19 protein-coding genes and 1 pseudogene are annotated in these 22,517 nt (G+C 71.8%); 7 read left to right on the top strand and 13 right to left on the bottom strand.

Features of this window, described 5'->3' with window-relative positions; translation table 11 throughout:
• Positions 1-235: 235 nt before the first annotated feature.
• The 6 genes from IE97_RS0119420 to IE97_RS0119445 all read left to right on the top strand — a co-directional run bounded on the left by IE97_RS0119420 (position 236) and on the right by IE97_RS0119445 (position 5,053).
• A complete protein-coding gene (locus IE97_RS0119420) occupies positions 236-1,078 on the top strand; it encodes a helix-turn-helix domain-containing protein (protein WP_234310508.1) in 843 nt (280 codons plus the stop codon).
• Positions 1,079-1,225: 147 nt separating this feature from the next.
• Complete coding sequence (locus tag IE97_RS0119425) at positions 1,226-1,432, top strand: hypothetical protein (protein ID WP_030241806.1); 207 nt, start codon at positions 1,226-1,228, stop codon at positions 1,430-1,432.
• A 118-nt stretch (positions 1,433-1,550) separates the two neighbouring features.
• A complete protein-coding gene (locus IE97_RS40495) occupies positions 1,551-2,207 on the top strand; it encodes a MauE/DoxX family redox-associated membrane protein (protein WP_324608017.1) in 657 nt (218 codons plus the stop codon).
• Positions 2,116-2,667 (top strand): TlpA disulfide reductase family protein, encoded by a 552-nt coding sequence (locus IE97_RS0119435; RefSeq protein ID WP_030241810.1) that lies wholly within the window; start codon positions 2,116-2,118, stop codon positions 2,665-2,667. The genes IE97_RS40495 and IE97_RS0119435 overlap by 92 nt, the downstream gene beginning before the upstream one ends.
• Positions 2,664-4,517, top strand: a complete 1,854-nt coding sequence (locus IE97_RS0119440; protein ID WP_051705040.1) for an ABC transporter ATP-binding protein — start codon at positions 2,664-2,666, stop codon at positions 4,515-4,517. The genes IE97_RS0119435 and IE97_RS0119440 overlap by 4 nt, the downstream gene beginning before the upstream one ends.
• A complete protein-coding gene (locus IE97_RS0119445) occupies positions 4,514-5,053 on the top strand; it encodes a S26 family signal peptidase (protein ID WP_078603299.1) in 540 nt (179 codons plus the stop codon). Before IE97_RS0119440 ends, IE97_RS0119445 begins: the two co-directional genes overlap by 4 nt.
• A gap of 27 nt (positions 5,054-5,080) precedes the next feature.
• Here IE97_RS0119445 and IE97_RS0119450 read toward each other — a convergent pair whose 3' ends face one another.
• The 11 genes and pseudogenes from IE97_RS0119450 to IE97_RS0119500 form a co-directional block, all read right to left on the bottom strand.
• The gene (locus IE97_RS0119450) at positions 5,081-6,256 is read right to left on the bottom strand and encodes an SUKH-4 family immunity protein (protein WP_030241818.1); all 1,176 of its coding nucleotides are present in this window, start codon (positions 6,254-6,256) and stop codon (positions 5,081-5,083) included.
• A 172-nt stretch (positions 6,257-6,428) separates the two neighbouring features.
• Positions 6,429-6,846: pseudogene (locus tag IE97_RS38570) on the bottom strand (phosphotransferase).
• Entirely contained in the window at positions 6,843-9,161 is a 2,319-nt protein-coding gene (locus IE97_RS0119460) for a xanthine dehydrogenase family protein molybdopterin-binding subunit (protein ID WP_030241823.1), read from the bottom strand. Before IE97_RS0119460 ends, IE97_RS38570 begins: the two are co-directional and overlap by 4 nt.
• Positions 9,158-11,584 carry a 2Fe-2S iron-sulfur cluster-binding protein gene (locus IE97_RS0119465; RefSeq protein ID WP_030241827.1) on the bottom strand — a complete coding sequence of 809 codons (2,427 nt, stop codon included), beginning with the start codon at positions 11,582-11,584 and terminating at the stop codon, positions 9,158-9,160. The genes IE97_RS0119460 and IE97_RS0119465 overlap by 4 nt, the downstream gene beginning before the upstream one ends.
• On the bottom strand, positions 11,581-12,474 hold the full coding sequence (locus IE97_RS0119470) for an FAD binding domain-containing protein (protein ID WP_030241831.1): 894 nt from the start codon (positions 12,472-12,474) through the stop codon (positions 11,581-11,583). Before IE97_RS0119470 ends, IE97_RS0119465 begins: the two co-directional genes overlap by 4 nt.
• Before the next feature lie 262 nt (positions 12,475-12,736).
• Positions 12,737-14,359 carry a beta-N-acetylhexosaminidase gene (locus IE97_RS0119475; RefSeq protein WP_030241835.1) on the bottom strand — a complete coding sequence of 541 codons (1,623 nt, stop codon included), beginning with the start codon at positions 14,357-14,359 and terminating at the stop codon, positions 12,737-12,739.
• 1 nt (position 14,360) lies between these two features.
• Positions 14,361-15,206 carry a carbohydrate ABC transporter permease gene (locus IE97_RS0119480; RefSeq protein ID WP_030241840.1) on the bottom strand — a complete coding sequence of 282 codons (846 nt, stop codon included), beginning with the start codon at positions 15,204-15,206 and terminating at the stop codon, positions 14,361-14,363.
• The gene (locus IE97_RS0119485) at positions 15,203-16,201 is read right to left on the bottom strand and encodes a carbohydrate ABC transporter permease (RefSeq protein WP_051705044.1); all 999 of its coding nucleotides are present in this window, start codon (positions 16,199-16,201) and stop codon (positions 15,203-15,205) included. Before IE97_RS0119485 ends, IE97_RS0119480 begins: the two co-directional genes overlap by 4 nt.
• Positions 16,202-16,206: 5 nt before the next feature.
• A complete protein-coding gene (locus tag IE97_RS0119490) occupies positions 16,207-17,505 on the bottom strand; it encodes an extracellular solute-binding protein (RefSeq protein WP_030241849.1) in 1,299 nt (432 codons plus the stop codon).
• A 211-nt stretch (positions 17,506-17,716) separates the two neighbouring features.
• Positions 17,717-17,998 carry a DUF3039 domain-containing protein gene (locus IE97_RS0119495; RefSeq protein ID WP_030241853.1) on the bottom strand — a complete coding sequence of 94 codons (282 nt, stop codon included), beginning with the start codon at positions 17,996-17,998 and terminating at the stop codon, positions 17,717-17,719.
• A gap of 29 nt (positions 17,999-18,027) precedes the next feature.
• The gene (locus tag IE97_RS0119500) at positions 18,028-18,600 is read right to left on the bottom strand and encodes a YqgE/AlgH family protein (RefSeq protein ID WP_030241855.1); all 573 of its coding nucleotides are present in this window, start codon (positions 18,598-18,600) and stop codon (positions 18,028-18,030) included.
• Positions 18,601-18,852: 252 nt separating this feature from the next.
• On the opposite strand from IE97_RS0119500, the gene murA reads away from it, so the two are divergent.
• Complete coding sequence (gene murA, locus IE97_RS0119505) at positions 18,853-20,193, top strand: UDP-N-acetylglucosamine 1-carboxyvinyltransferase (protein ID WP_030241858.1); 1,341 nt, start codon at positions 18,853-18,855, stop codon at positions 20,191-20,193.
• A gap of 164 nt (positions 20,194-20,357) precedes the next feature.
• On the opposite strand, the gene IE97_RS0119510 is transcribed toward murA, so the two are convergent.
• On the bottom strand, positions 20,358-20,639 hold the full coding sequence (locus IE97_RS0119510) for an HU family DNA-binding protein (protein WP_003990598.1): 282 nt from the start codon (positions 20,637-20,639) through the stop codon (positions 20,358-20,360).
• A 340-nt stretch (positions 20,640-20,979) separates the two neighbouring features.
• Complete coding sequence (locus IE97_RS0119515; protein WP_030241861.1) at positions 20,980-22,413, bottom strand: NAD-dependent malic enzyme; 1,434 nt, start codon at positions 22,411-22,413, stop codon at positions 20,980-20,982.
• Positions 22,414-22,517 lie beyond the last annotated feature (104 nt).

Genomic DNA, 22,517 nt, shown 5'->3' on the forward strand with positions numbered 1-22,517 from the left:
AGTCGTCCTGGATAGCCCCGTTCACCTGCTGCCGCCCCGGGCGTGCCGGTGACGGACTAGCCGGGGCGTCCGGCGAGTTCTCTGCGCCCCCTCTTCGGCCACCTTGGGGTTGACTGAAAGCACGGGTCTCAACCTGCCCCCCTGCGAGGAAGGATCCGGACTCCCAGTCGTCTCGGACGAGAAGAGGGGGAACACAATGCAGCATTCGGCGTGCCCCGCAGGGGCATGGGAGAGCGTGGGGGCCCGCCCTGATGCCCGGCTGCGTCCCGGGGTACGGGAGTACCGGGGATTCCGTCTGACGCTGGACCGGCCGCGCCGGCGACTCGAGGTTCCCGACGGCGCCGTGACCTTGATGCTCAACCTCGAGGACGAGCCCTTGGTGATCCGTGCCGCCGACGAGCCACGGTCGGCGGCTTCCCACACCTCCGTCCTGGCCGGTCTGCACACCCACGCCACGCTCGGCGAGCACAGCGGCCGCCTGACCGGCCTGGAAGTCGTCCTCGCTCCCTGGGCGGCGTTCTCACTGCTCGGCCTCCCGATGTACGAACTGGCCGACAGCATCGTCGACCCCGGCGAGGTCCTCGGACGTCGCGTCCGCACCCTGACCGAAGCGCTGACCGCCACCCCCGGCTGGCCCGAGCGGTTCGCACTGCTGGATTCGGTGCTGCTGCAATGGGCAGCCACCGGGCCGCCGTGCGACCCCCGCGTGATCTGGGCGTGGCGCCGGCTCGTCCGGACCGCCGGCACCGTCCCGGTCCGCCGGCTGGCCACCGAGACGGGGTGGACCCCGCGGACCCTGGCCGGGCGCTTCCGTGAGCAGATCGGCCTGACGCCCAAGTCGGTGGCGCGCGTGCTCAGACTGCGCCGAGTGCTGCGTCTGCTGACCGAAGGGCACCAGCCGATCCGGATAGCAGGCGAATGCGGCTTCTACGACCAGGCGCACCTGGCCCGGGACTTCCGGGGAATGACCGGCTGCACCCTGCGGGAGTTCCGCGCTCGCCGTGCTGCGGCGCCGGCCGCGCCGCCGGCACCGGACCGGATCAGCGGGCAGGTCACCAGCATTCTGATGGCCACCTGAGGATCCGACGCGAAGCCGGTCAGTCTCGGCCGCTCACGTCGACTTCGGCGTCGGTGCACCTTTTTTACAAGACGCACCGCGGGAGCCGGCGCCAAGGTGTCCGGTGCACAGCCAACCATTCCGCTCAGCCAGGTGAGGAGTGTGGACGTGTTCGGAAAGCTCGAAGCGCTGGGGAGCAGTCTGCTCGAACGGTTCGTTCCCAAGGTCGACGCCTCGGCGGGGGCTCAGTGGTGCCAGTGGATGACCTTCGGGGCCTGCTGGCAGTGCAAGGACATCTGCGGCTACAACGCGGGCTGCAAGGCCTACTGCTGTGACAGTGCCTACAACTGCGGACGCGTCAGCTGCTACTGCTGACACCCACGCGGAGGAGCCTCCCGGCCCGGGGCGGGAGCAGGTGCGACCGTCATCGGCCGCCCCCTTCCGGGCCGGCGGGGCATCGTGGCGACAGGGGAGATGCCCGGTGCGGTACCTGGTGACAGGAATGCACGCCCTCGTGGGAATGGTGTTCCTGACCTCAGCCCTCAGCAAGGTGCTCGGCAAGGGTGCCTTCGGCGCCTTCACCGCGTCCCTGGGGGAGATGCGGCTCCTGCCACCGGCTCTGACACGGCCCGCCGCGCTGTGCGTGCTGATCGCGGAGACCGCGGTGTGCGGGTTGCTGGCCGTGCCGTCGGCCCTCGCCACCCGCATCGGATTCACTGTGGCGGCCTTGTTGTTGACGGCGTTCACGGTCGGCGTGTCCCTGGTGGTACGCCGGGGTGTGGGTGCCTCGTGCCGGTGTTTCGGCACGTCGGCGACCCCGCTCGGCGCCCGGCACGTCGTACGCAACGTCCTTCTCACCGCCGTCGCGGCCACCGGTGCGGCCACCGGCACGACGGCGGCCGCCGCACATCCGGGCGGGACGGCCGTGGCGGTCGCCGGCGGCCTGCTGCTGGGTGGACTCGTGGCAGTGCTGGACGACCTCTTCGCCCTGTTCACCTCCGTCGACAAGGGCCCGGGCAACCGCCCCGGGCCTCCAGCGAGCAAAGAGGAGACGCACCATGGCCTTCCTGATCGCAGCCGTCGTGCTCGTGGGAATGCTCTGCACCCTGGATCTGGTCCTCACCCTGGGGGTGATCAAGCGACTGCGTGAGCACACGGACCAGCTGTCGGAACTCAGGGGCCTCGGTGCAGCCCCGGTGATCGCGACGGGTGAACAGGTCGCCGACTTCTCGACGTCGACCGTGGACGGCGAGGAACTCTGCCGGGAGACGCTGGACGGCGAGACCCTGGTGGCGTTCTTCTCTCCCACGTGCGAGCCCTGCAAGAAGAAGATGCCCGCCTTCGTGGAGTACGCACGGACCTTCCCCGGCGGGCGGAAACGCGTGGTGGCCGCGGTGGTGGGCGACTCCGGCCTGGCCGGGCCGTTCGTGGCCGAACTCGCGCCGGTGGCCCGTGTCGTGGTGGAGGAGGACACGGACTCCGCGCTGAGCGCCGCGTGCCAGGTCGCCGCCTTCCCCACCGTGCTGCGGGTCGCACCGGACACCACCGGCCGCCTCGTGGTCACGGCGAACGACGTGGAACTGGACCAGCCCGTCGCCGCGCCGGCATGACCGAGCCTCATGCCTCCCCGCTGTGGCGCCGGATCACCACCGCCTGCTCCCTCGCGGCCCGCGCCGCACCCGGCCGACTCGCCCTCTACGTGGGGATCACGCTGGTCGCGGGCGTCCTTCCGGTGGCGGCCGCCTGGCTGACCAAGCTCCTGGTGGACGCCCTGGTCCGCGGCGCGGAGCTGGGTACGCTCCTCGGGCTGGGCTCGGCCCTCGCCGCGGTCGGTGTCGTCGGCGGGGTGACGCCACAGGTCAACCAGTACCTGCGGGCCGAGATGGACCGCGAGGTCGGACTGCTCACGCAGGACCGGCTGTTCACCGCGGTGGAACGCTTCGTCGGGATCGGCCGCTTCGAGGACCCCCACTTCCTCGACCGGCTCCGCCTCGCCCAGCAGACCGGGTCCGGCACGCCGAACCAGACCGTCGACGGGGCACTCGGCATCATCCGCGCCACCCTCACCGTCTCCGGATTCATCGGCTCGTTGCTGCTGCTCAACCCGCTGATGACCACCCTGGTCCTGGCCGCGGGCCTGCCGACGCTGGCCGCGGAGATCGTCCTGTCCCGCCGGCGAGCCCGCATGCTGTGGGACATCGGACCCGCCGAACGGCGCGAGCTGTTCTACGGGCAGCTGCTGTCCAGTGTGGAAGCCGCCAAGGAGGTACGGCTGTTCGGCATCGGCGGCTTCCTGCGCGGACGCATGCTCACCGAGCGGCGGACCGCGAACGCCGCCAAGCGGGCCATGGACCGCCGGGAGGTGCTGCTCCAGGCGGGACTCGCGCTGCTGGCCGCACTGGTGTCGGGCGGCGGACTGCTGTGGGCGGTGAGCGCGGCGCGGGCCGGGGCCCTGTCGGTGGGCGGCATCACGATGTTCGCCGCGGCGGTGGCCGGCGTGCAGGCCGCCCTGGCCACGCTCGCGGCCGAGGTCGCCCGCTCGCACCAGGCCCTGCTGATGCTCGACCACTACCTCACCGTGACCACGGCCGAGCCGGACCTGCCGACCGCCGGGCGCCCTGCGGCCCTGCCTCCGCTGCGGCAGGGCATCGAGCTGCGCGACGTCTGGTTCCGGTACTCCGAAGACCACCCGTGGGTGCTGCGCGGCGTGTCCCTCCGCATTCCGTACGGCACGACCGTCGCGCTCGTCGGCCTGAACGGAGCGGGCAAATCCACGCTGGTGAAACTGCTCTGCCGGTTCTACGACCCCACCCGCGGCGCCGTCCTGTGGGACGGTGTGGACATCCGCCACGTCGACGCGGCCGAGCTGCGCCGTCGGATCGGCGCGGTGTTCCAGGACTACATGCACTACGACATGACCGCGGCGGAGAACATCGCCATGGGGGACCTGAGCGCCCTCGACGACCGCCGGCGGATCGAGCTCTCCGCGGGGCGGGCAGGCATCCACGACACGCTCGCGGGGCTCCCGCACGGCTATGACACGCTGTTGTCCCGGATGTTCCTCATGGAGTCGGACCGGGATGACCCGAGCACCGGCGTGGTGCTCTCCGGCGGCCAGTGGCAGCGGCTGGCGCTGGCGCGCGCGTTCCTCAGGGCCCGCCGCGACCTGATGATCCTCGACGAGCCCTCCGCCGGTCTCGACGCAGAGGCGGAGCACGAGATCCACACCGCCCTCGCGCGGCACCGCGGCGGACGGACCAGCCTGCTCATCTCGCACCGGCTCGGAGCCGTACGGGAGGCCGACCTCATCGTCGTCCTCGCCGAAGGGCGCGTCGTCGAACAGGGACACCACACCGAACTCATGGCCGCGGGCGGGCGCTACGCCCGCCTCTTCAGCCTCCAGGCCGCCGGTTACGGGTCCGAGGCCGAAGGAGAGCCGGCGCACCTGGGAGGGACATGACGACCACGCCATCACCCCGGCACAGGGCGGACGCCGGGACCAGGGCGGCGCCGCGGGGATGGCTGCTGGTGGGCGGTGGCGCCGCGGCACTGGCCGCGGGCCTCGGCGCGACCGCCGTCCTGCTCGGACGCCGGCTGGTGGCCGTCACGGTGCGCGGCACCAGCATGGAGCCGACGTACCGCGACGGAGACCGCGTCCTCGTCCGCCGGGACTCCCGATTCACGCCCGGCCAGGTGGTCGTGGTGGAGCGACCGGTGCCCGGGCGGGGCTGGCACCGGCCGCCGCTGGCGCGTGACTCCGCCGCGCACGCGGTGACCGGACGCGACTGGCTGATCAAGCGCGTGGCCGCCGCGCCGGGCGACCCCGTGCCGCACGAGCGGATTCCCGCGCTCGCGCACGTCCCCGAGACTCGTGTACCGCCGGGCAGACTGGTCCTGCTGGGTGACAATCCCGCCGTCAGCTTCGACTCGCGCCGCGTGGGCTACTTCCCGGCGGAGCGGGTCCTGGGAGCGGTGCTCCGCCCGCTGCCCCGGTGACACCGGTTCTCGAGCACCGGCCGCCTCCTACAGCACCCCACCCGCCTCGTCCTGGAACGCGTCCGTCCAGTAGTGCCGGCCCGGCCCGCCCGCGCTGATGCCCGTCGGGTCGACCGCCGCCAGGACCTGGAGCATCGTCATGGCCAGCTGGTCGTACGTGTCGGTCGTCAGCTCGTGGGACGAACCGGCGTCTATCGCCCGCTCGCGGTGCAGCAGCCAGAGGGTGAAGGCGAGGGTCGATACGTCCGTGTTCAGGGGGTGCAGTGTCGCGTCGGGTTCGCTCCAGTTGAGGACCGCGCCCGTCTCGCCGTCGATGACCAGGCTGTTGTCCTCGACCAGGTGGCCGAGGCGTATCAGGCGGTGGGCGCCGGAGGGGAGCTGCGTCAGGTCGTCCGCCTCGGCGTAGTACTCGGCCAGCGTCGCCAGGGGGACGTCCGTGTCGAGGGAGAAGACGTGGGCGTCCTCCGGGAGGCCCACCTCGCGCAGGAAGCGGCGGGTCGGCTCGTGGGTGAGGGTCGTGGGGAAGTCGACGTCCTCGAAGCGGGCCACCTTGCCGGGGCCGAACTCCTGGTCCAGCAGGCGGTGGGGAAGGTCCAGGGCCAGGCCTGACACGCCGCCCCGGCCCGCCACCAGGGACAGGGGGCGGATCAGGGCCGCCATCTTCCAGAACGGGGCAGGTTCGCCGTCCGTCCCGTCGCGGAAGACCGAGAGCAGGTGCTGTGAGGCCTCCGCGACAGCCTTCGGGCCGTAGCGGCCGGCGTAGGAGGCGAACTGGCCGCGCAGACCCGCCAGTTCGTCCGTCGCCTCGGCGAAACGGACCAGCGTCCGCAGGGAGGGCGCCAGGGGGCGGCGGTCCATCAGGTCCAGGTCGGGGCGGTCGTGCAGGAGGTACGTCGTCGAGATCTCGCCGGTCGCGCCGTCCAGCAGGACCGACTCCGTCTCCAGACCGCCGGGTCCCAGCAGTCCGCCTATCACCAGCTGCTCGCGCAGCTCCGCCGACAGCCGGTCCGACGACGCTTGGCCCGTCGAGTCCGCCACGCTCCGCAGACCCTCCCGGCGCAGCTCGGTGAAGCTCACGACACCGTTGTCGGAGGGCAGTCCGGGGCCGGTCAGCCAGTGCCGGGTCGACGCGTGCGTCACCCACGGGTCCAGCTCGGCCTCGGTCAGGGTGATCACCGCGGTACCGGCGTCGGTCGTACTCATGGGCTCCCCCGCATGTGCTTGCTCACCGTCCCCTGGCGGGGCACGGCAGACCGCCCGGCCAGGTCCGGCAGCCGTCCCCCAACTGCCCAGAACACTACGCCCCACCACTGACAACGCCCCGGAACAGCGACGCGCGTCCCGTGACTGGGAAAGCGCTCACTTCAGATGACGCTCAGAGGACCCTCGCGCGTTCCCTTTCCGCCAGAATCGCCTTCACCGTCTGTCCCACCGTCAGCTCCGCGGTGTCCAGCCACAGTCCGATGCGTGGGGTCCGCGTGCGCAGTACCCGGTCCAGTGCCCCGACCGTCCAGCCCGCGCCGTAACCCGTCTTCGAGCGGGCCGCTTCCCGGGTGGCCACCGCCTCGGGGCTCGGCGCGAGGACGACCACGTGCAGCGGGCGGGTGCGCACCAGACCGACGTACGTGGTCAGGTCCTCGCCGAGCACCACGTCCTGCAACGCAGGAGGAGCTGGGACCGCGCCTCGTCGTCCGCGCCGGGGACGTACCCCTGCCGGCCGGAGACGATCATGCGCCGGAACGCGGCCCGCGGACGTGCGCGGCCCGCACGACCCCGTCCATCCGAGCGGTCAGGACCGTTCCGTGACCACCGCGGCCTGCGGGCGGATCGGCAGCCGGTTCACGGGGCGGCCCGTGGCGGCCCGTACGGCGGACGCGATCGCCGCCGGGGACGTCACCACCGGCACCGCGCTGACCGCCTTCGCCCCGAAGGGCGCGACCACGTCCCGTTCCTCGACGAGCCTGACGATGCGGATGTCGGGCGCGTCGAGGGCCGTGGGCAGGGCGTATCCGGTCAGGTCGGGGTGGCGGATCAGGCCGCGCGGCGTGCGGAGGTTCTCGGTGAGCGCGATGCCCACGCCCTGCGTCACGCCCGCCTCGATGCGGGCGGCCAGCTGGGTCGGGTTCAGGACCCGTCCCACGTCCTGGGCGACGGCCAGTTCCACGACCCGTACGGAACCGATCTCGATGTCGACGTCCACCACCGCGCGGATGGCGCAGAAGGCCATGCCGACGAAGGCGTCGCCCTGGCCGGCCTCGTTCAGCGGCTCGGTCGGGTGCGGGCGGCACTGCGCGGTGGCCCACAGTTCCTTGCCGTCCAGCGCCTCGGTGACGGTCGTCGAGAGGACCCCGTCGTACGAGGTGATCTTGCCGTCGGTGATCTGGAGGAGCTCCGTGGACATGCCGAACTTGTGGGCGAGCGGCTGGAGGAGCTGCGTACGGACCATCTTGGCCGCGCGCTCCACCGCGCCGCCCGACACCCAGGTGTGCCGGCCGCGGCAGCCCGGGCCCGCGGGGGGCTGGTCGGTGTCGACCGGCGCCACGTGCACCTCGTCTATGCCGAGGGTCTCCTGCACGATCTGCCGGGCGAGGGTGGTGAAGCCCTGGCCGGTCTCGACGGCCGCGCACAGCACCGTCGCCACACCGTCGTGGACCTTCACGGTCGCCGTGGAGACCTCGTCCGCGCCCTCGGCGCCGAGCATGTGCACCATGCCGAGGCCGTAGCCGACGCCCCGGCGCACCGCGCCCGGTTCGCCCGCGCCCTCGGGGCCGCCGGGCAGCAGCCAGTCCTCCTCGGGGGTGTCCTTGGGCAGCGGGGGGAGGGGGAAGTCCCGTACCGCCTGGAGGAGTTCGGCGACCGGGGCCGGGCACGTCACCGTCTGGCCGGTCGGGAGGACGTCGCCCGTCGCCATGGCGTTGATCAGCCGTACCTCGGCCGGGTCGAGGCCGAGCTTCTTCGCGATCTTGTCCATCTGCGCCTCGTAGGCGGCGCAGACCTGCATGGCCCCTTCGCCGCGTACGTGGCCGGACGGGGGGTTGTTGGTGCGGACGGCCCAGCCCTCGATGAAGGCGTTCGGGACGACGTACGGGCCGCAGGCGAAGCCGACGGCGGCGGCCAGGGCGTCGGCGGAGGTGTCGGCGTAGGCGCCCGCGTCGAGCAGGATCTGCGCCTCGACCTTGACGAGTCTGCCCTCGGCGTCGGCGTGGTGGCGGTAGCGCAGGAGGGTGGGGTGCCGGTGGGCGTGGCCGAGGAAGGACTCCTCGCGGGTGGCCGCGAGTTTCACCGGGCAGCCCGTGCGCAGCGCCAGAAGGCCGAGCGGGAGCTGGAAGCTCTGGTCCTCGCGGTCGGCCGTGGCGCCGGGGACACCGGTGACGACGACCTTGACGCGCTCGGGTTCCAGGGCGAAGGCGGCGGCGGCGGTGTCGCGGTCGGCGTGCGGGTCGGTGGAGGCGAGGTACAGCTCCACGCCGCCGTCCGGGCGCGGTACGGCCAGGCCCGCCTCGGCGCCGATGGGCGCCGGGTCCGCGCGGCCGATGCGGTACAGGCCCTCGACGACGATCTCGCCGGCCGCCTCCGGGTCGCCGTGGTGCAGCGGGATGTGCCGGATCAGGTTGCCGTCGGGGTGCAACGGCTCGGCCTCGAAGGCCTGTTCCGGGTCGGTCACCGGGTCGAGCACCTCGTACTCGACGATGACCGCGGCGGCGGCCATGCGCGCGGTGTCCGGGTGGTCGGCGGCCACGGCGGCGATGGGCTCGCCGTGGTGGCGCACGACCTCGGAGGCGAAGACCGGACGGTCGGCCTTGCCGCGGCCGTGCAGCGCGCGGCCAGGGACGTCCTCGTGCGTGACGACGGCACGGACGCCGGGCATCTCACGCGCGTGGCTGGTGTCGATGGAGACGATGCGCGCGTGCGGGTGCGGTGAGCGCAGCACGGCCGCCCACAGCAGGCCCTCGGCCCACAGGTCGGCGGCGTACGGGAAGGTGCCCTCCGTCTTCGCGCGGGCGTCGGCGGCCGGGAGGGAGGCGCCGAGGCCGTGCGGCAGCGGTTCGGGAGCGGGGGCGGCCTCCGCGGCCTGCGCGGCCTGCGCGGTGGCTGCTTCGTTGCTCACGCGGGGCCTCCGTCCTGGCCGTAGGGCTGGTCATGGGGGTCTGGGGAGTGCGCGTCCGGGGCGTGCGGGCCCGGGGAGTGTGCTTCCGGCGCGTGCGTTTCCGGGGGCGAACCGAAGGCCGACGGGTTGACGCCGCCCGCCCCCGGGCCCGCCTGGTGCGGGATACGGGGCTCGCCGGTGTCGCCGTCGGCGGGCGCGGCGTGCGCCTCGCGTTCGGCGACGACCTCCTTCACGGCGTCCACCACGCCCCGGTAGCCGGAGCAGCGGCACAGGTTGCCGCAGAGTGCCTGACGGGTCTCCAGCTCGGTCGGCGCCGGGTTGCCTTCCAGGAGGTCGTGCACGGTCATCGCCATGCCCGGTACGCAGAAGCCGCACTGCACGGCGCCGCAGCGCGCGAGCGCCCGCTGCACGTCCGACGGCTGCCCGTCCTCGGCCAGGCCCTCGACGGTACGGACCTCGCTGCCGGCGGCGGTCACGGCGGGGACCAGGCAGGACGCCACGAGCCGTCCGTCGACCTGGACGTTGCACGCCCCGCACTCCCCCTGCGAGCAGCCGTCCTTGGCCCCCGCGAGACCGAGCCGCTCGCGCAGCACGTACAGCAGGGACTCGCCGATCCACGCGTCGGTGACGGGGCGCTCGGTGTCGTTGACGCGCAGGACGTACGAGGCGAGGGGGTGCTCCTCCTGCGGCATCGTGGGAGGAGCGTCGTGGGGTTGGGCGGCCGGGTCGTCAGGGGTCCCGGGCTCGGCGTGCGAGGTCCCGGTCCCGTGGTGCGGGGTTCCGGTCCCCTCGTGCCGGGCGGCCGGCGAGTCGTCCGGGGCCGGGGCGTCCGCGTCGGCGTCGGCGGCCTCCGGTCCGGCGTCCGCGTCCGCCAGGGCCGGGAGGGGCCCCGGGGACGGCTCGGCAGGGCCTTCAGCGCCCTCTGCGGCCTCTGGGGCGTCCTCGACGGCCTCACTGGGCCCGAGGGCGGGCTGTGAGGATTCCTGGGCGGGCTCCGGCGGCACGACGGGGTCGGCCGAGGGTGCCTCGGATGCCCCGGGTGCGGGGTCGCCGGGGAACTCCCCGGGGGTTTCGGGGTCCGGCTGGGGCGACGCGGTGGGGGTGGGCTGCTCGGACCCGGCGTACTCGTGGGCGTGCGCGGCCGGAGCGGCGTGATCGGTCGGGTCACCGGCAGGGCCGGACGGCTCCTGCGGCTGATCGGGGGCGCCCGACGGCTCCGGCCCCTGGCCGGACAGGCCGGACGGTTCCGCTTCGTGACCGGCGAAGCCGGAGTGTTCCTCCCCGTCCGGCCCACTGTCGGCGAAGCCGGAGTGCTCCGGCCCGTGATCGGTGAAGCCGGAGTGCTCCGAGCCATGGTCGGTGAAACCGGAGGCCTCCGGCCCGTGGTCGGCGAACCCGGACGGCTCGGCCGCGTGACCGGCATCCTCGTACGGCTGCGGCGCGTAACCGCCGCCGTCGTCGTGGTCCTCCCCCGCGTGACCGGTGCTCTCGGGCGCTGCCGGGGCCTGACCAGCCGTCTGGTCCGCCTGGTCGCCCTGGTCGGCCTGGTCCGTCTGCTGCGGGAGGGCGGCGGGCGGCTGCTCCGGCGCGTATGGGAAGGCCGACGCGGCGGCGTCCTGCCGCCCGTGCTCCTGGTCGTGCTCGTGCGGGTAGGCCGGTGCCGCCGGGTCCTGGGCCGCCGGGTCCTGCTGCCCCCACGGCCGGCCCGCCGCCTGTGTCGCCCACGGCGCGGGGGCGCCGCCGGGCAGCGTGGGCGGCGGGGTGCCGCCCCACTGCTCGACCAGCGAGGAGGTGGTGAACTCGCCCGACTCGTCCGGAAGGTCACCCCCGGCGACGGGGATGGACCACTGCCCGGTCACGTCGTGGCCGGGCGTGGTCTCCGCCGCCGTTTCTTCGAAGTCCCACTGTCCGCCGGTGCCCGGGTTGTACGTGAACCGGTCGTCAGTGCCCTGCTGCCCGTGGTCCGGGCCCGAGCCGTACGGCGTGCCGGTGCCGTACGGCGTACCGGCGCCGTACGGGGTGTCGGAGCCGTAGGGGGCAGCGGAGCCGTAGGGGGTCTCGTACGGCTGCTCCCCCACGTCATGCCCGTGCTGCTGGTGCCCGCCGTGCTCGTGCTCGTAGCCCTGGTGGTGCGCCGCGTGCGGGTCGTGCCACTGGGCGCCGTCGACGGGTGCACCGGGCACCGGCCAGCCCGTGGCCGCCGGGTCGATTCCGGCGGTCATGGCGGGGTCGACCGCGATCTGCGGCGGTACGTAGCCGTGGCCGGGCGCGGCGAGGGGGCTGTCGGCGGCCAGCAGGGCGTCGACGCCCCCCTCGGGGAGTTCGACGAAGGCGGTGGCGCCGTCGTCGTACTCGCCCTGGGGCAGTGGGTCCCAGCGGCCCCCGCCCCGGGGCGTGCCCTCTCCGTGCTGGTCGTCGGTCACGACAGCGCCCTCCCCAGTGCTCGTCGGGCCAGCGCGGCGACGGTGCGCCGCAAGTGCAGTACGGCGGGCGGAAGCTGTGGTACGGAGCCGTCCTCGGCCGGGGCCGCGTCGGGGATGCAGGCCGCGGCGACGTACTCCCCGAAGGCGCCCAGCGCCTCCGGCACGATCGCGCGGTTGTTGTCCCAGTCGATGAGCCGGCCCACCCACTGCTCGGCCTCCAGGGGCCGCAGCGGCATCGGCGCTATGGCGCCCACCGCGCAGCGCACGCCCCGGCGTGCGGGGTCCAGGACCAGGGCGACGGACGCCACCGCGCGCCCCGGGCCGGTCCGGCCGGTCGCCTTCAGGAACACCTGCGGGGCGTGCAGCAGCGGCACGCGCACGTAGCCGATGAGTTCACCGGCGCGCAGCATGTCCATGCCCGCCAGCAGGTGCGACACCGGGATCTCCCGACGGGCTCCGCCCGGGCCCGCGACGATCAGGGTCGCCTCCAGGGCGGCCAGCACCGGCAGCGCGTCCCCGGTGGGGGCGGCCGATGCGATGTTCCCGCCGAGGGTGCCCGCGTTGCGGATGTGCGGCGGGCCCGCGGCGCGCGCGGCGGCGGCGAGCGCCGGGATCAGGGCCGCGAAGTCGGGGCGGCCCATGCGCGCGTGCGTGAGGCCCGCGCCGAGCAGCGCGTGACCGTCCTGGTACTGCCAGCCACGGATCTCGCTGATCCGGCCGAGTCCCACCAGCGCGGCGGGCCTGAGCTGGCCGGAGTTGACGGCGGCCATCAGGTCGGTGCCGCCCGCGACGGGCACGGCGGCGGGCACGGCGTGGAGTGCCGCCACGGCCTCGTCCAGCGTCGTGGGCAGCGTGACGGCCTGCGCCGCCTGCGGTGCGTGCGTGGTCAAACCGGCTGCCCCTTCCCGCTGCCCCACCTGGTCCCACCTGTGCTGCCGTACGGTACGTGCTGACAGGGCGGACGTGGCAACTCTGGCACATCTTGGCGAGAGCCGAAGACACGGGTCCACTAGGAGGCATTCGCCCACCTCGCTGGGGAGATGGTCCGTTTTCGGATGGGTTCGCCAGTGCATGCCGATTGGCACTTTCGGTGACCCTTGTGCGCATTTTCTGTTGCCTGTTCGACCTGTTCGGTCTCGACGGCGCCGGGTGCTACCGGTGGGGCGGCAGGCCGTCGATCGGGCGGCCCAGCACCCCGGGGCGCCGTTGCCAGGGCAGGGGGCCGGAGGGTGGCCGGTAAGCGACGCCCAGGGCGTCGAGCCGCCCGTAGTGGGCCGTCATGCGGCGCTCGAAACCCGCGAAGTCCCGTTCCGCCGGGGCGGGCAGGGCGCTCCAGGCGACCTCGGCGAAGGCCGCGAGCCGGGGGAAGGTCTGGTAGTCCACGCGCGACCGGTCCTCCATCACCTCGGTCCACACGTTGGCCTGGGTGCCCAGCACATGCCGGGCCTCCTCGGGTGACAACTCCGGTGGAACCGGCTCGAACCGGTAGACGTCCTCCAGGGTGCGCACCCACCCGATCGGTACCGGCTCCTCGGGGCCCGGGGCCTGACGGTGGTCCAGGTACACCTGCTGCTCGGGGCACATGACGACGTCGTGGCCGGCCCGGGCGGCGGCGATGCCACCGGCGTAGCCGCGCCAGGAGGACACGGCCGCGCCCTTCGCCAGCCCGCCCTCCAGGATCTCGTCCCAGCCGATGAGCCGGCGCCCGCGCGCGGAGAGCCAGTTGTCGAAGTGCCCGATGAACCAGGACTGGAGCTCGTCCTCGTCGGCGAGCCCGAGTTCCCTGATGCGGGCCTGGGCGGCCGCCGACCGCCGCCACTGGTCCTTGGGGCATTCGTCGCCGCCGATGTGGACGAACTCCGAGGGGAACAGCTCGAGTACTTCCTCGAGGACCCCCTCGTAGAAGCGCAGGGTGTCGTCAGTGGGGGCGAGTACGTTCGGGTTGATTCCCCAGGTGTCCCAGACGGAGAGGGCGGTCGTGTCGATGACGTCGGTGTTGCCGAGTTCCGGGTACGCGGCGATGGCGGCCTGCGAGTGACCGGGCACGTCGATTTCGGGGACGACGGTGATATGCCGCTCGGCGGCGTAGGCGACGATCTCCCGGATGTCGTCCTGGGTGTAGTGGCCCCCGTGCGGTTTCTCCTCCCACAGCGGTGACGCGCGGTGGCCGATTTTCGTCCGGGCCCGCCAGGATCCGATCTCCGTCAGCCGGGGATGCCGCTTGATCTCGATGCGCCAGCCCTGGTCGTCCGTCAGATGGAAGTGGAAGACGTTCAGTTTGTGCGCCGTCATCAGATCGAGGTAACGCAGGACGCCTTCCTTGGGCGTGAAGTGCCGGGCGACGTCCAGCATCAGGCCGCGCCAGCGGAACCTCGGGGCGTCCTCGATCGTGAGGTGCGGCACGGTCCAGACGCGGTCGCGGTCCACCGGGGCCCTGCGGTACGCGTCGGGGCCGAGGAGCTGCCGCAGGCTCTGGGCGCCCCAGAAGGCACCGGCCGCGCTGCCGCCCTCGATGAGGACGCCGAAGCCGTCGCTGACGAGGCGGTACTCCTCGGGGCCGAGTCCGGGGTCGAGGCGCAGCCCGATGCCGCCCTCGGCCTCGCCGAGCTCCCGCCCCTCGCGCAACGGCAGGCCGGTGGCCTGCCGGAGGGCGGCGCCGAGCCAGCGGCCGACGCCTTCCGTCACGGTGTCGGCGTAGAGCCGGGAGTGCCGCGTCAACCGCACCTCGCCGGAACCGGCGACGGCACTGCGGGGCGCCGGAATCAGTTCGGTCACGTCAGTCCTTCACCGCTCCGCCCAGTCCGGAGACCAGACGGCGCTGTACGAGTACGAAGAAGACCAGGACCGGGATCGTCATCACCGTGGAGGCGGCCATGACCCCGCCCCAGTCCGGGTCGTCGGGCTTGTAGAAGACGAGCAGGGCCATCGGCAGCGTCGACTGGGACGTGTCACTGATGATGAACGACTTGGCGAACAGGAAGTCGTTCCAGGCGGAGATGAAGGAGAACACGCTGGTGGCCACGAGGCCCGGCAGGACGAGCGGGAAAAGGATCTGCCACAGGAAACGCGCCCGGCTCGCCCCGTCGATGTACGCGGCCTCCTCCAGCGCCTCGGGAACGGCTTTCACGAACCCCCGCAGCATCCAGATCGCGAAGGGCAGCGAGAAGGCGATGTGGGGCAGGATCAGCGAACCCAGCGTGTTGAGCTGACCGAAGTCCCGCATGAGGAAGAAGAGGGGGATCGTGAGGGCTTCCACGGGCACCATCTGGGCCACCAGAAACATGATCAGCAGGGTGGTCCGCAGGCGGAACCGGAATCGTGTCACGGCGGTCGCGGCGAGAAACGCGATGAGCGCGGAGGCGATCACCACACAGCCGGCGACGACGAGGCTGTTGACGAAGTAACGGCCGAATTCCTGTTGCCCGAAGACGCGCCGGAAGGAATCCAGGGAGGGCGCGAGCGTCCACGGTCTCGGCCGGCTCGACTCGATCTCCCCGGCCGGTTTGAAGGCGCTGAGCACCATCCAGTAAAGGGGGAAGGCGACGACGACGGCGATCAGCAGGGCGGAGGCCTCGGCGGCCAGCCTCCCCGGGCGGCGCACCCGTACGCGTGGCAGGTTCACAGTTCCTCCCCCTGCCGACGCAGCAATCGCAGATAGACCAGCGTGACGGCGAGCAGGATCAGCAGCATCACGACGCCGATCGCCGAGCCGAGGCTGTACTGCGAGGACGCGAAGGCCTGCTGGTAGGCGTAGACGTTGAGGACGAGGTTCTGGCCGGCGATGCCGCCGCCGTTCGTCATGACGTAGATCTGGGTGAAGACCTTGAAGTCCCAGATGACCGACTGGATGGTGACGACGACCAGGATCGGCCGGAGCATCGGGGCGAGCACGGAACGCCAGATGCGCCACTGCGAGGCGCCGTCGAGGGAGGCGGCCTCCAGGACCTCGGTGGGTACGGCGCGGATACCGGCGTACACCGTCACCATCACGAACGGGAAGGAGCACCACACCACTTCGAGCAGGACGAGGAAGAAGGCGCTGAGCCGCCCGTACGTCCACGAGTGGTCGCCGAGGCCCAGCATCCGGTTCACCGGCCCGAAGTCCGGGTCGAAGAGGAACAACCACACCGTGGAGCCGGTCACGGCGGGGGTCGCCCACGCGCCCAGGGCGGCCAGCATCAACGCGAGCCGCGGCAGGACCCGTACGCGGGTGAGGAGGACGGCGAGGGCGCAGCCGACCGCGAGGGTGGAGACCACACAGGCCGCGGCGAACAGCACCGTGGCGAGCAGCACCTGCCAGAACCGCGGGTCCCCGAACAGCTCGGTGTAGTTCGCGAACCCGCGGAAGGTGGTCGGCTCCCCGCCGCTGACCTGGGCCTGCGTGTACTGGAAGAAGGAGATCAGGCCGAGCTGGTAGATGGGGTAGACGAGCAGTCCGCCGAGCACGACCAGGGCAGGCGCGAGATACAGCCAGGGCGTCCAGCCGCCACCCTCCCGCCCGGCCCGGCGCACGGTGCGACCGCCCCGTGCGTCACCGGCCGCAGGCGGGGGCTGGGGGGCACTCGCGGCCGGTGCCGCGACGGCCACGGGCGCCGGTACGGAACCGCGGTCGGTCATGCGGGTCACCCGGCGGAGCCGAACGCGGCGTTCATCTTCTTCGCGGCGTCCTCGGAGGCTTCGGGCACGTCCTTCTTGCCGCTGATGACCTCCTGGAACATCGTCGGCAGGACGAGGGAGGAGTCGATCTGGGCCCAGGCGGGCGACGCGGGGACGAATTTGGTGCCGGCGGAGAGGGTCCGCACGAAGGGCTTCACGAACGGCTCCTTCGCGGCGACCTGCTGCCGTACGTCCGTGAAGGTCGGCAGGAAGCCCATCGCGTCGAAGAGTGCGGACTGTGTCTTCTTCGAGGCGAGCTGTTCCATCAGGTCGACGGCGAGCGTGCGGTGGGACGTGCTCTTCAGGACGCCGATGTTGTTGCCGCCCGCGAAGGCGGGGGCGATCGAGCCGGGCTTCACGCCCGGCAGCGGGACGACGGCGTACTTGCCCTTGACCTTCCCGGCCTCGACGGCGGTGTGGCTGAAGTCGCCGCCGATCGCCATGCCCGCCTTGCCCGCGGCGAACGCGGAGATCGTGTCGTTGCCGCCCATGCCCGCGCACTTGGCTGCCGGGCAGTTGTCGTCGCCGAACAGGGACGTGTACGCCTTGATGCCCTTCTGCGCTTCGGGGCCGTCGATTCCGGAGGCGTACGAACCGCCCTTGCCGTTCGCGAGTTCCCCGCCATTGGCCCACACGAACGGCATCGCGCCGTAGGTGTACGCGCCGCCGACCACGAGCCCGTAGAGGCCGGGCTTCGCCGCGCGTATCTTCCGGGCGGTGGTGGCCAGCTCGGCCATGGTCTTCGGCGGTTCGAGGCCCAGCTCCTCGAAGACGTCGGTGCGGTAGTAGAGAGCGCGGACGCCGACGTAGAAGGGCGCGCCGTAGATCTTGCCGTCCACCGTCACGGACTGCTGCGCCGTCGGGTCGGTGTCCTTCGCCTCGCTCCAGTCCCCGAACTCCCCGGTGACGTCGAGGAGTCCGCCGTCCTTCACGTAACCGGCCGTGTCGGTGTTGCCGTACTCCATGACGTCCGGAGCGGAGTCCGGGTCGTTGAACGCGGCCTTGACGCGTTGGGCGCGGGTGTCGATGGGGATGTACTCGACGTCGACCTTGGTGCCCTTGTGGGCCTTCTCGAAGTCGGCGACGACCGAGTCGACGACCTTTTCCTTGGGTGCGTTACCGACCTCCTGGAACAGCCACACGCGCAGTGTGCCGGTCTGCTCGTCCTTGTCGGAGGAGGAGTTCGAGGAGGTCTGGGGCGCGCAGGCGGTGGCCAGGAGGGCGGCGAGCGCGGTGAGCCCGGCAAGACGGACGGACAGCTTCATGGAGTGCTCCTCCGATGGAGTGTTGCAACATGCGCAATGAATGTTTCGCTGTGCACAACACATCGGAGGCTAGGGACTGCATGAACCCGCCCACAAGAGGTCTCAACCACTCTGTGACCGGCAGACGCATCCTGCGCAACGCCCGGACAGCACGAAAGCCCCCAGGGCGCACAAAACGCACCCTGGAGGCCTCACGCCGCTCGGGCGGGCGTTACTGGTCGCCCTTGCCCTTGTCGTCGTCGCCGGAGCCCATGGACTCGTAGATCTCCTTGCACATGGGGCACACGGGGTACTTCTTCGGATCGCGGCCCGGCACCCAGACCTTGCCGCACAGCGCCACGACGGGGGTACCGTCGAGGGCGCTCGCCATGATCTTGTCCTTCTGGACGTAATGGGCGAAGCGCTCGTGGTCACCGTCACCATGCGAGGTCTGCGGCGTCGGCTCTACGAGGGTCCCCGTACCAGTCCCGCGCTCGGGCTCGAGAGTGCTCATAGGCACCAGGGTACTGAAGGTCACAGGCATCAGTTGAGCGACGGGTCGTCCGGGTACGTGGCCACCATCGCCAGCTCGTTGCGCTGGCGGCGCAGCACCTCCCGCCAGAGCCGCTCCGGGACCGGGCACGAGACGTCGCCGGGCTCCGACTCGACCACGTACCACGCGCCGTCCACCAGCTCGTCCTCCAGCTGGCCGGGGCCCCAGCCGGCGTACCCGGCGAAGATCCGCAGGGAGCCGAGGGCGGAGGCCAGCAGCTCCGGCGGGGCCTCCAGATCGACCAGGCCGATCGCACCGTGCACCCGCCGCCAGCCCAGCGGGGCGGCCTCCCCCGTCGTACCGCCGGGGACGACGGCGACCCCCAGGGCCGAGTCCAGTGACACCGGACCGCCCTGGAACACGACGCCGGGTTCGCCGGCGAGATCCCCCCAGCCTTCCAGGATGTCGTCGACGTCCACCGGCGTCGGACGGTTCAGGACGACACCGAGGGAGCCCTCCTCGTCGTGGTCGAGGAGCAGCACGACCGCGCGGTCGAAGTTCGGGTCCGCCAGGGCGGGCGTGGCCACGAGCAGCCGCCCTGTGAGCGAGGACACCTCGGTCATGCCAGACATGATCCCGCATCTTCCCTTTCCGTGGGGGGCAATGCGGGCGACCGGAGTGCGTGCAGCTCAGGGGAGACCGGCGCGTCCCAGGCGCACGAAGATGACCGTGACCGCATGTGCCCGGCACGAAACCGTTCGTGTTGTGACAGAGCTATGACGTGGCTGGGTCTGACTCAGGCTTACGGAAGGGGGGTGGAAGGCGATTACCCTTTCCCTCCTGACCCCTGCCCGACTCCACGGAACGCGAGATTCATGACCGTCAACGACGATGTCCTGCTTGTCCACGGCGGAACCCCGCTCGAGGGCGAGATCCGTGTCCGCGGTGCGAAGAATCTCGTACCGAAGGCCATGGTCGCAGCGCTGCTGGGCAGCGCTCCGAGCCGGCTGCGCAATGTTCCGGACATCCGTGACGTACGCGTCGTACGGGGTCTGCTGCAGCTTCACGGTGTGACGGTCCGTCCGGGTGACGAGCCCGGCGAACTGGTGATGGATCCGACGCGCGTGGAGAGCGCGAACGTCGCTGACATCGATGCCCACGCCGGTTCCAGCCGTATCCCGATCCTGTTCTGCGGCCCGCTGCTGCACCGTCTCGGCCACGCCTTCATCCCCGGCCTCGGCGGCTGCGACATCGGCGGCCGGCCCATCGACTTCCACTTCGACGTGCTGCGGCAGTTCGGCGCGAAGATCGAGAAGCGCGCGGACGGGCAGTACCTGGAGGCGCCGCAGCGGCTGCGCGGCACGAAGATCCGGCTGCCCTACCCCTCCGTGGGCGCGACCGAGCAGGTCCTGCTGACGGCCGTCCTCGCGGAGGGCGTCACGGAGCTGTCCAACGCGGCCGTCGAGCCGGAGATCGAGGACCTCATCTGCGTGCTGCAGAAGATGGGCGCGATCATCGCGATGGACACCGACCGGACCATCCGCATCACCGGTGTGGACAAACTCGGCGGCTACACCCACCGCGCCCTGTCGGACCGCCTGGAGGCCGCGTCCTGGGCGTCGGCGGCGCTGGCGACCGAGGGCGACATCTACGTCCGGGGCGCGCAGCAGCGCTCGATGATGACGTTCCTGAACACCTACCGCAAGGTGGGAGGGGCCTTCGAGATCGATGACGAGGGCATCCGCTTCTGGCACCCCGGCGGGCAGCTGAAGTCCATCGCGCTGGAGACGGACGTCCACCCCGGCTTCCAGACCGACTGGCAGCAGCCGCTGGTGGTGGCCCTGACGCAGGCCACGGGCCTGTCCATCATCCACGAGACGGTCTACGAGTCCCGCCTCGGCTTCACCTCGGCCCTGAACCAGATGGGCGCGCACATCCAGCTCTACCGCGAGTGCCTGGGCGGCTCGGACTGCCGCTTCGGCCAGCGCAACTTCCTCCACTCGGCGGTCGTCTCCGGCCCCACCAAGCTCCAGGGCGCCGACCTGGTCATCCCCGACCTCCGCGGCGGCTTCTCGTACCTCATCGCGGCCCTGGCGGCCCAGGGCACGTCCCGGGTCCACGGCATCGGCCTGATCAACCGGGGCTACGAGAACTTCATGGAGAAGCTCGTGGAGCTGGGCGCGAAGGTCGAGCTGCCGGGCAAGGCGCTCGGGTAGTCCCCGCCTGACCGTGCACGCCGAGGGGCGGCCACCTGAACCAGGTGGCCGCCCCTCGGCATGTCATGCGGCTCTCGGCGGGCTCGCGCCCCGAAGGGGCGCGGGGAACTGCGCGACCAGCCACAGGCGGCCCGCAGTTGCCCACGGCGCACGCGATGGAACGCTTACTTGCCCTTGGCGGCTTCCTTGAGCTTCGAGCCCGCCGAGACCTTCACGCTGTAGCCGGCCGGGATCTGGATGGGCTCGCCGGTCTGCGGGTTGCGGGCGGTGCGAGCGGCACGGTGGGTGCGCTCGAAGGTCAGGAAGCCGGGGATGGTGACCTTCTCGTCGCCCTTGGAGACGATGTCGCCGACGACGTCGGCGAACGCGGCCAGCACGGCGTCGGCGTCCTTGCGGGTCACCTCGGCGCGGTCGGCCAGCGCGGCCACCAGCTCACTGCGGTTCATGTTCTTACTCCCGTGTTCATCTTGCCGTTGAGGCGTCAGATCGAAGCCGATGCTGCCAGGGTCCTCACTGAGTCCCCGGACCGGGTCCGTCGTCAGACCCTCGCGCCCAGGGAGGCATCCTGCCTCTACCTGCGGCGGGAAAGCCAATCCGGCACCCGCGTGCGTCGTGAGAACACCCTTGGGAGTCACACGAAAAGAGGGCCTGAGCCTGGCCGACACGATAGGGCTCCCCTGGTGACAGGAGTCCTGCGACGCGCCGGGTTCCGGACCGCGTGGGGATCCTCACAGTCCGGGGGCTGCCGCCCCCGGACCCCTGCCACCGGCCCGAAGGACCGCGTTCTCAGACGCCGGACGGGCTGACCGCCGCCGCGCCGGCCGCCTTCGCGGCCTCGCGCACGGCCCCGGCCACGGCGCCCGCGACCTTGTCGTTGAAGACGCTGGGGATGATGTAGTTCGGGTTCAGCTCGTCCTCGGTCACCACGTCCGCGAGGGCGGTGGCGGCGGCCAGCATCATCTCGGTGTTGACCGTGCGCGACTGGGCGTCCAGCAGACCGCGGAAGACACCCGGGAAGACCAGCACGTTGTTGATCTGGTTCGGGAAGTCGGAACGGCCGGTGGCCACAACGGCCGCGGTCTGGCGGGCGATTGCCGGGTCGACCTCCGGGTCCGGGTTCGCGAGCGCGAACACGATCGCTCCGTCGGCCATGGCGGCCACGTCGTCGCCGTCCAGGACGTTCGGGGCCGAGACGCCGATGAAGACGTCGGCACCGTGCACGGCCTCCTTGAGCGTGCCCGTGAGGCCCTCGGGGTTGGTGTTGTCGGCGATCCAGCGCAGCGCCGACTCCGGGGCGGCGTCGACCAGGTCCTCGCGGCCCGCGTGCACGACACCGTGGATGTCGGCGACGACGGCGTTCTTCACACCGGCGGCGAGCAGCAGTTTGAGGATGGCCGTACCGGCGGCACCGGCGCCGGACATGACGACCCGGATGTTCTCGATGGCCTTGCCCGTGACGCGCAGTGCGTTGGTGAGCGCGGCCAGGACGACGATCGCGGTGCCGTGCTGGTCGTCGTGGAAGACGGGGATGTCGAGGGCCTCGCGCAGCCGGGCCTCGATCTCGAAGCAGCGGGGGGCGGAGATGTCCTCGAGGTTGATGCCGGCGAACCCGGGGGCGATCGCCTTGACGATCTCGACGATGGCGTCGGTGTCCTGGGTGTCGAGGCAGATCGGCCAGGCGTCGATGCCGGCGAACCGCTTGAAGAGGGCCGCCTTGCCCTCCATGACGGGCAGCGCGGCCTTCGGGCCGATGTTGCCCAGGCCCAGCACGGCGGAGCCGTCCGTCACGACCGCAACGGAGTTGCGCTTGATGGTGAGGCGGCGGGCGTCCTCGGGGTTCTCGGCGATGGCCATGCAGACGCGGGCCACGCCCGGCGTGTAGACCATGGACAGGTCGTCACGGTTGCGGATGGGGTGCTTCGACGCCATCTCGATCTTGCCGCCGAGGTGCATGAGGAAGGTCCGGTCCGAGACCTTGCCCAGGGTGACGCCCTCGATGCCGCGGAGTTCCTCGACGATCTCGTCCGCGTGCGCGGTCGACGAGGCCGCGATGGTGACGTCGATACGGAGCTTCTCGTGACCGGACGCGGTGACGTCGAGGCCGGTCACCGAGCCTCCGGAGGACTCCACGGCGGTGGTGAGCTGCGAGACGGCGGTTCCGCTCGCGGGCACCTCCAGCCGGACCGTCATCGAGTAGGAGACGCTGGGCGCCGTTGCCATGTCCGACTTCCTCTGCTTTCACCTGACGCTGAGTTGTGCCGTCCGATAGTCGCACCTACCGCTGGGTAGCGGGTAGCCGCCCTTGATTGCGAACGTTTTGTTCG

It is taken from the genome of Streptomyces sp. NRRL S-455 (genome assembly GCF_000717875.1).
Classification (GTDB): Bacteria; Actinomycetota; Actinomycetes; order Streptomycetales; family Streptomycetaceae; genus Streptomyces.

Excerpts from the sequence above, each read along its gene's own strand:
- IE97_RS0119435 (WP_030241810.1), top strand. The coding sequence starts at position 2,116 with ATGGCCTTCCTGATCGCAGCCGTCGTGCTCGTGGGAATGCTCTGCACC.
- IE97_RS0119515 (WP_030241861.1), bottom strand. The coding sequence starts at position 22,413 with ATGGCAACGGCGCCCAGCGTCTCCTACTCGATGACGGTCCGGCTGGAG.
- IE97_RS0119450 (WP_030241818.1), bottom strand. The coding sequence starts at position 6,256 with ATGAGTACGACCGACGCCGGTACCGCGGTGATCACCCTGACCGAGGCC.
- murA (WP_030241858.1), top strand. The coding sequence starts at position 18,853 with ATGACCGTCAACGACGATGTCCTGCTTGTCCACGGCGGAACCCCGCTC.
- IE97_RS0119445 (WP_078603299.1), top strand. The coding sequence starts at position 4,514 with ATGACGACCACGCCATCACCCCGGCACAGGGCGGACGCCGGGACCAGG.
- IE97_RS0119495 (WP_030241853.1), bottom strand. The coding sequence starts at position 17,998 with ATGAGCACTCTCGAGCCCGAGCGCGGGACTGGTACGGGGACCCTCGTA.
- IE97_RS0119440 (WP_051705040.1), top strand. The coding sequence starts at position 2,664 with ATGACCGAGCCTCATGCCTCCCCGCTGTGGCGCCGGATCACCACCGCC.
- IE97_RS0119510 (WP_003990598.1), bottom strand. The coding sequence starts at position 20,639 with ATGAACCGCAGTGAGCTGGTGGCCGCGCTGGCCGACCGCGCCGAGGTG.
- IE97_RS0119485 (WP_051705044.1), bottom strand. The coding sequence starts at position 16,201 with ATGACCGACCGCGGTTCCGTACCGGCGCCCGTGGCCGTCGCGGCACCG.
- IE97_RS0119500 (WP_030241855.1), bottom strand. The coding sequence starts at position 18,600 with ATGACCGAGGTGTCCTCGCTCACAGGGCGGCTGCTCGTGGCCACGCCC.
- IE97_RS0119490 (WP_030241849.1), bottom strand. The coding sequence starts at position 17,505 with ATGAAGCTGTCCGTCCGTCTTGCCGGGCTCACCGCGCTCGCCGCCCTC.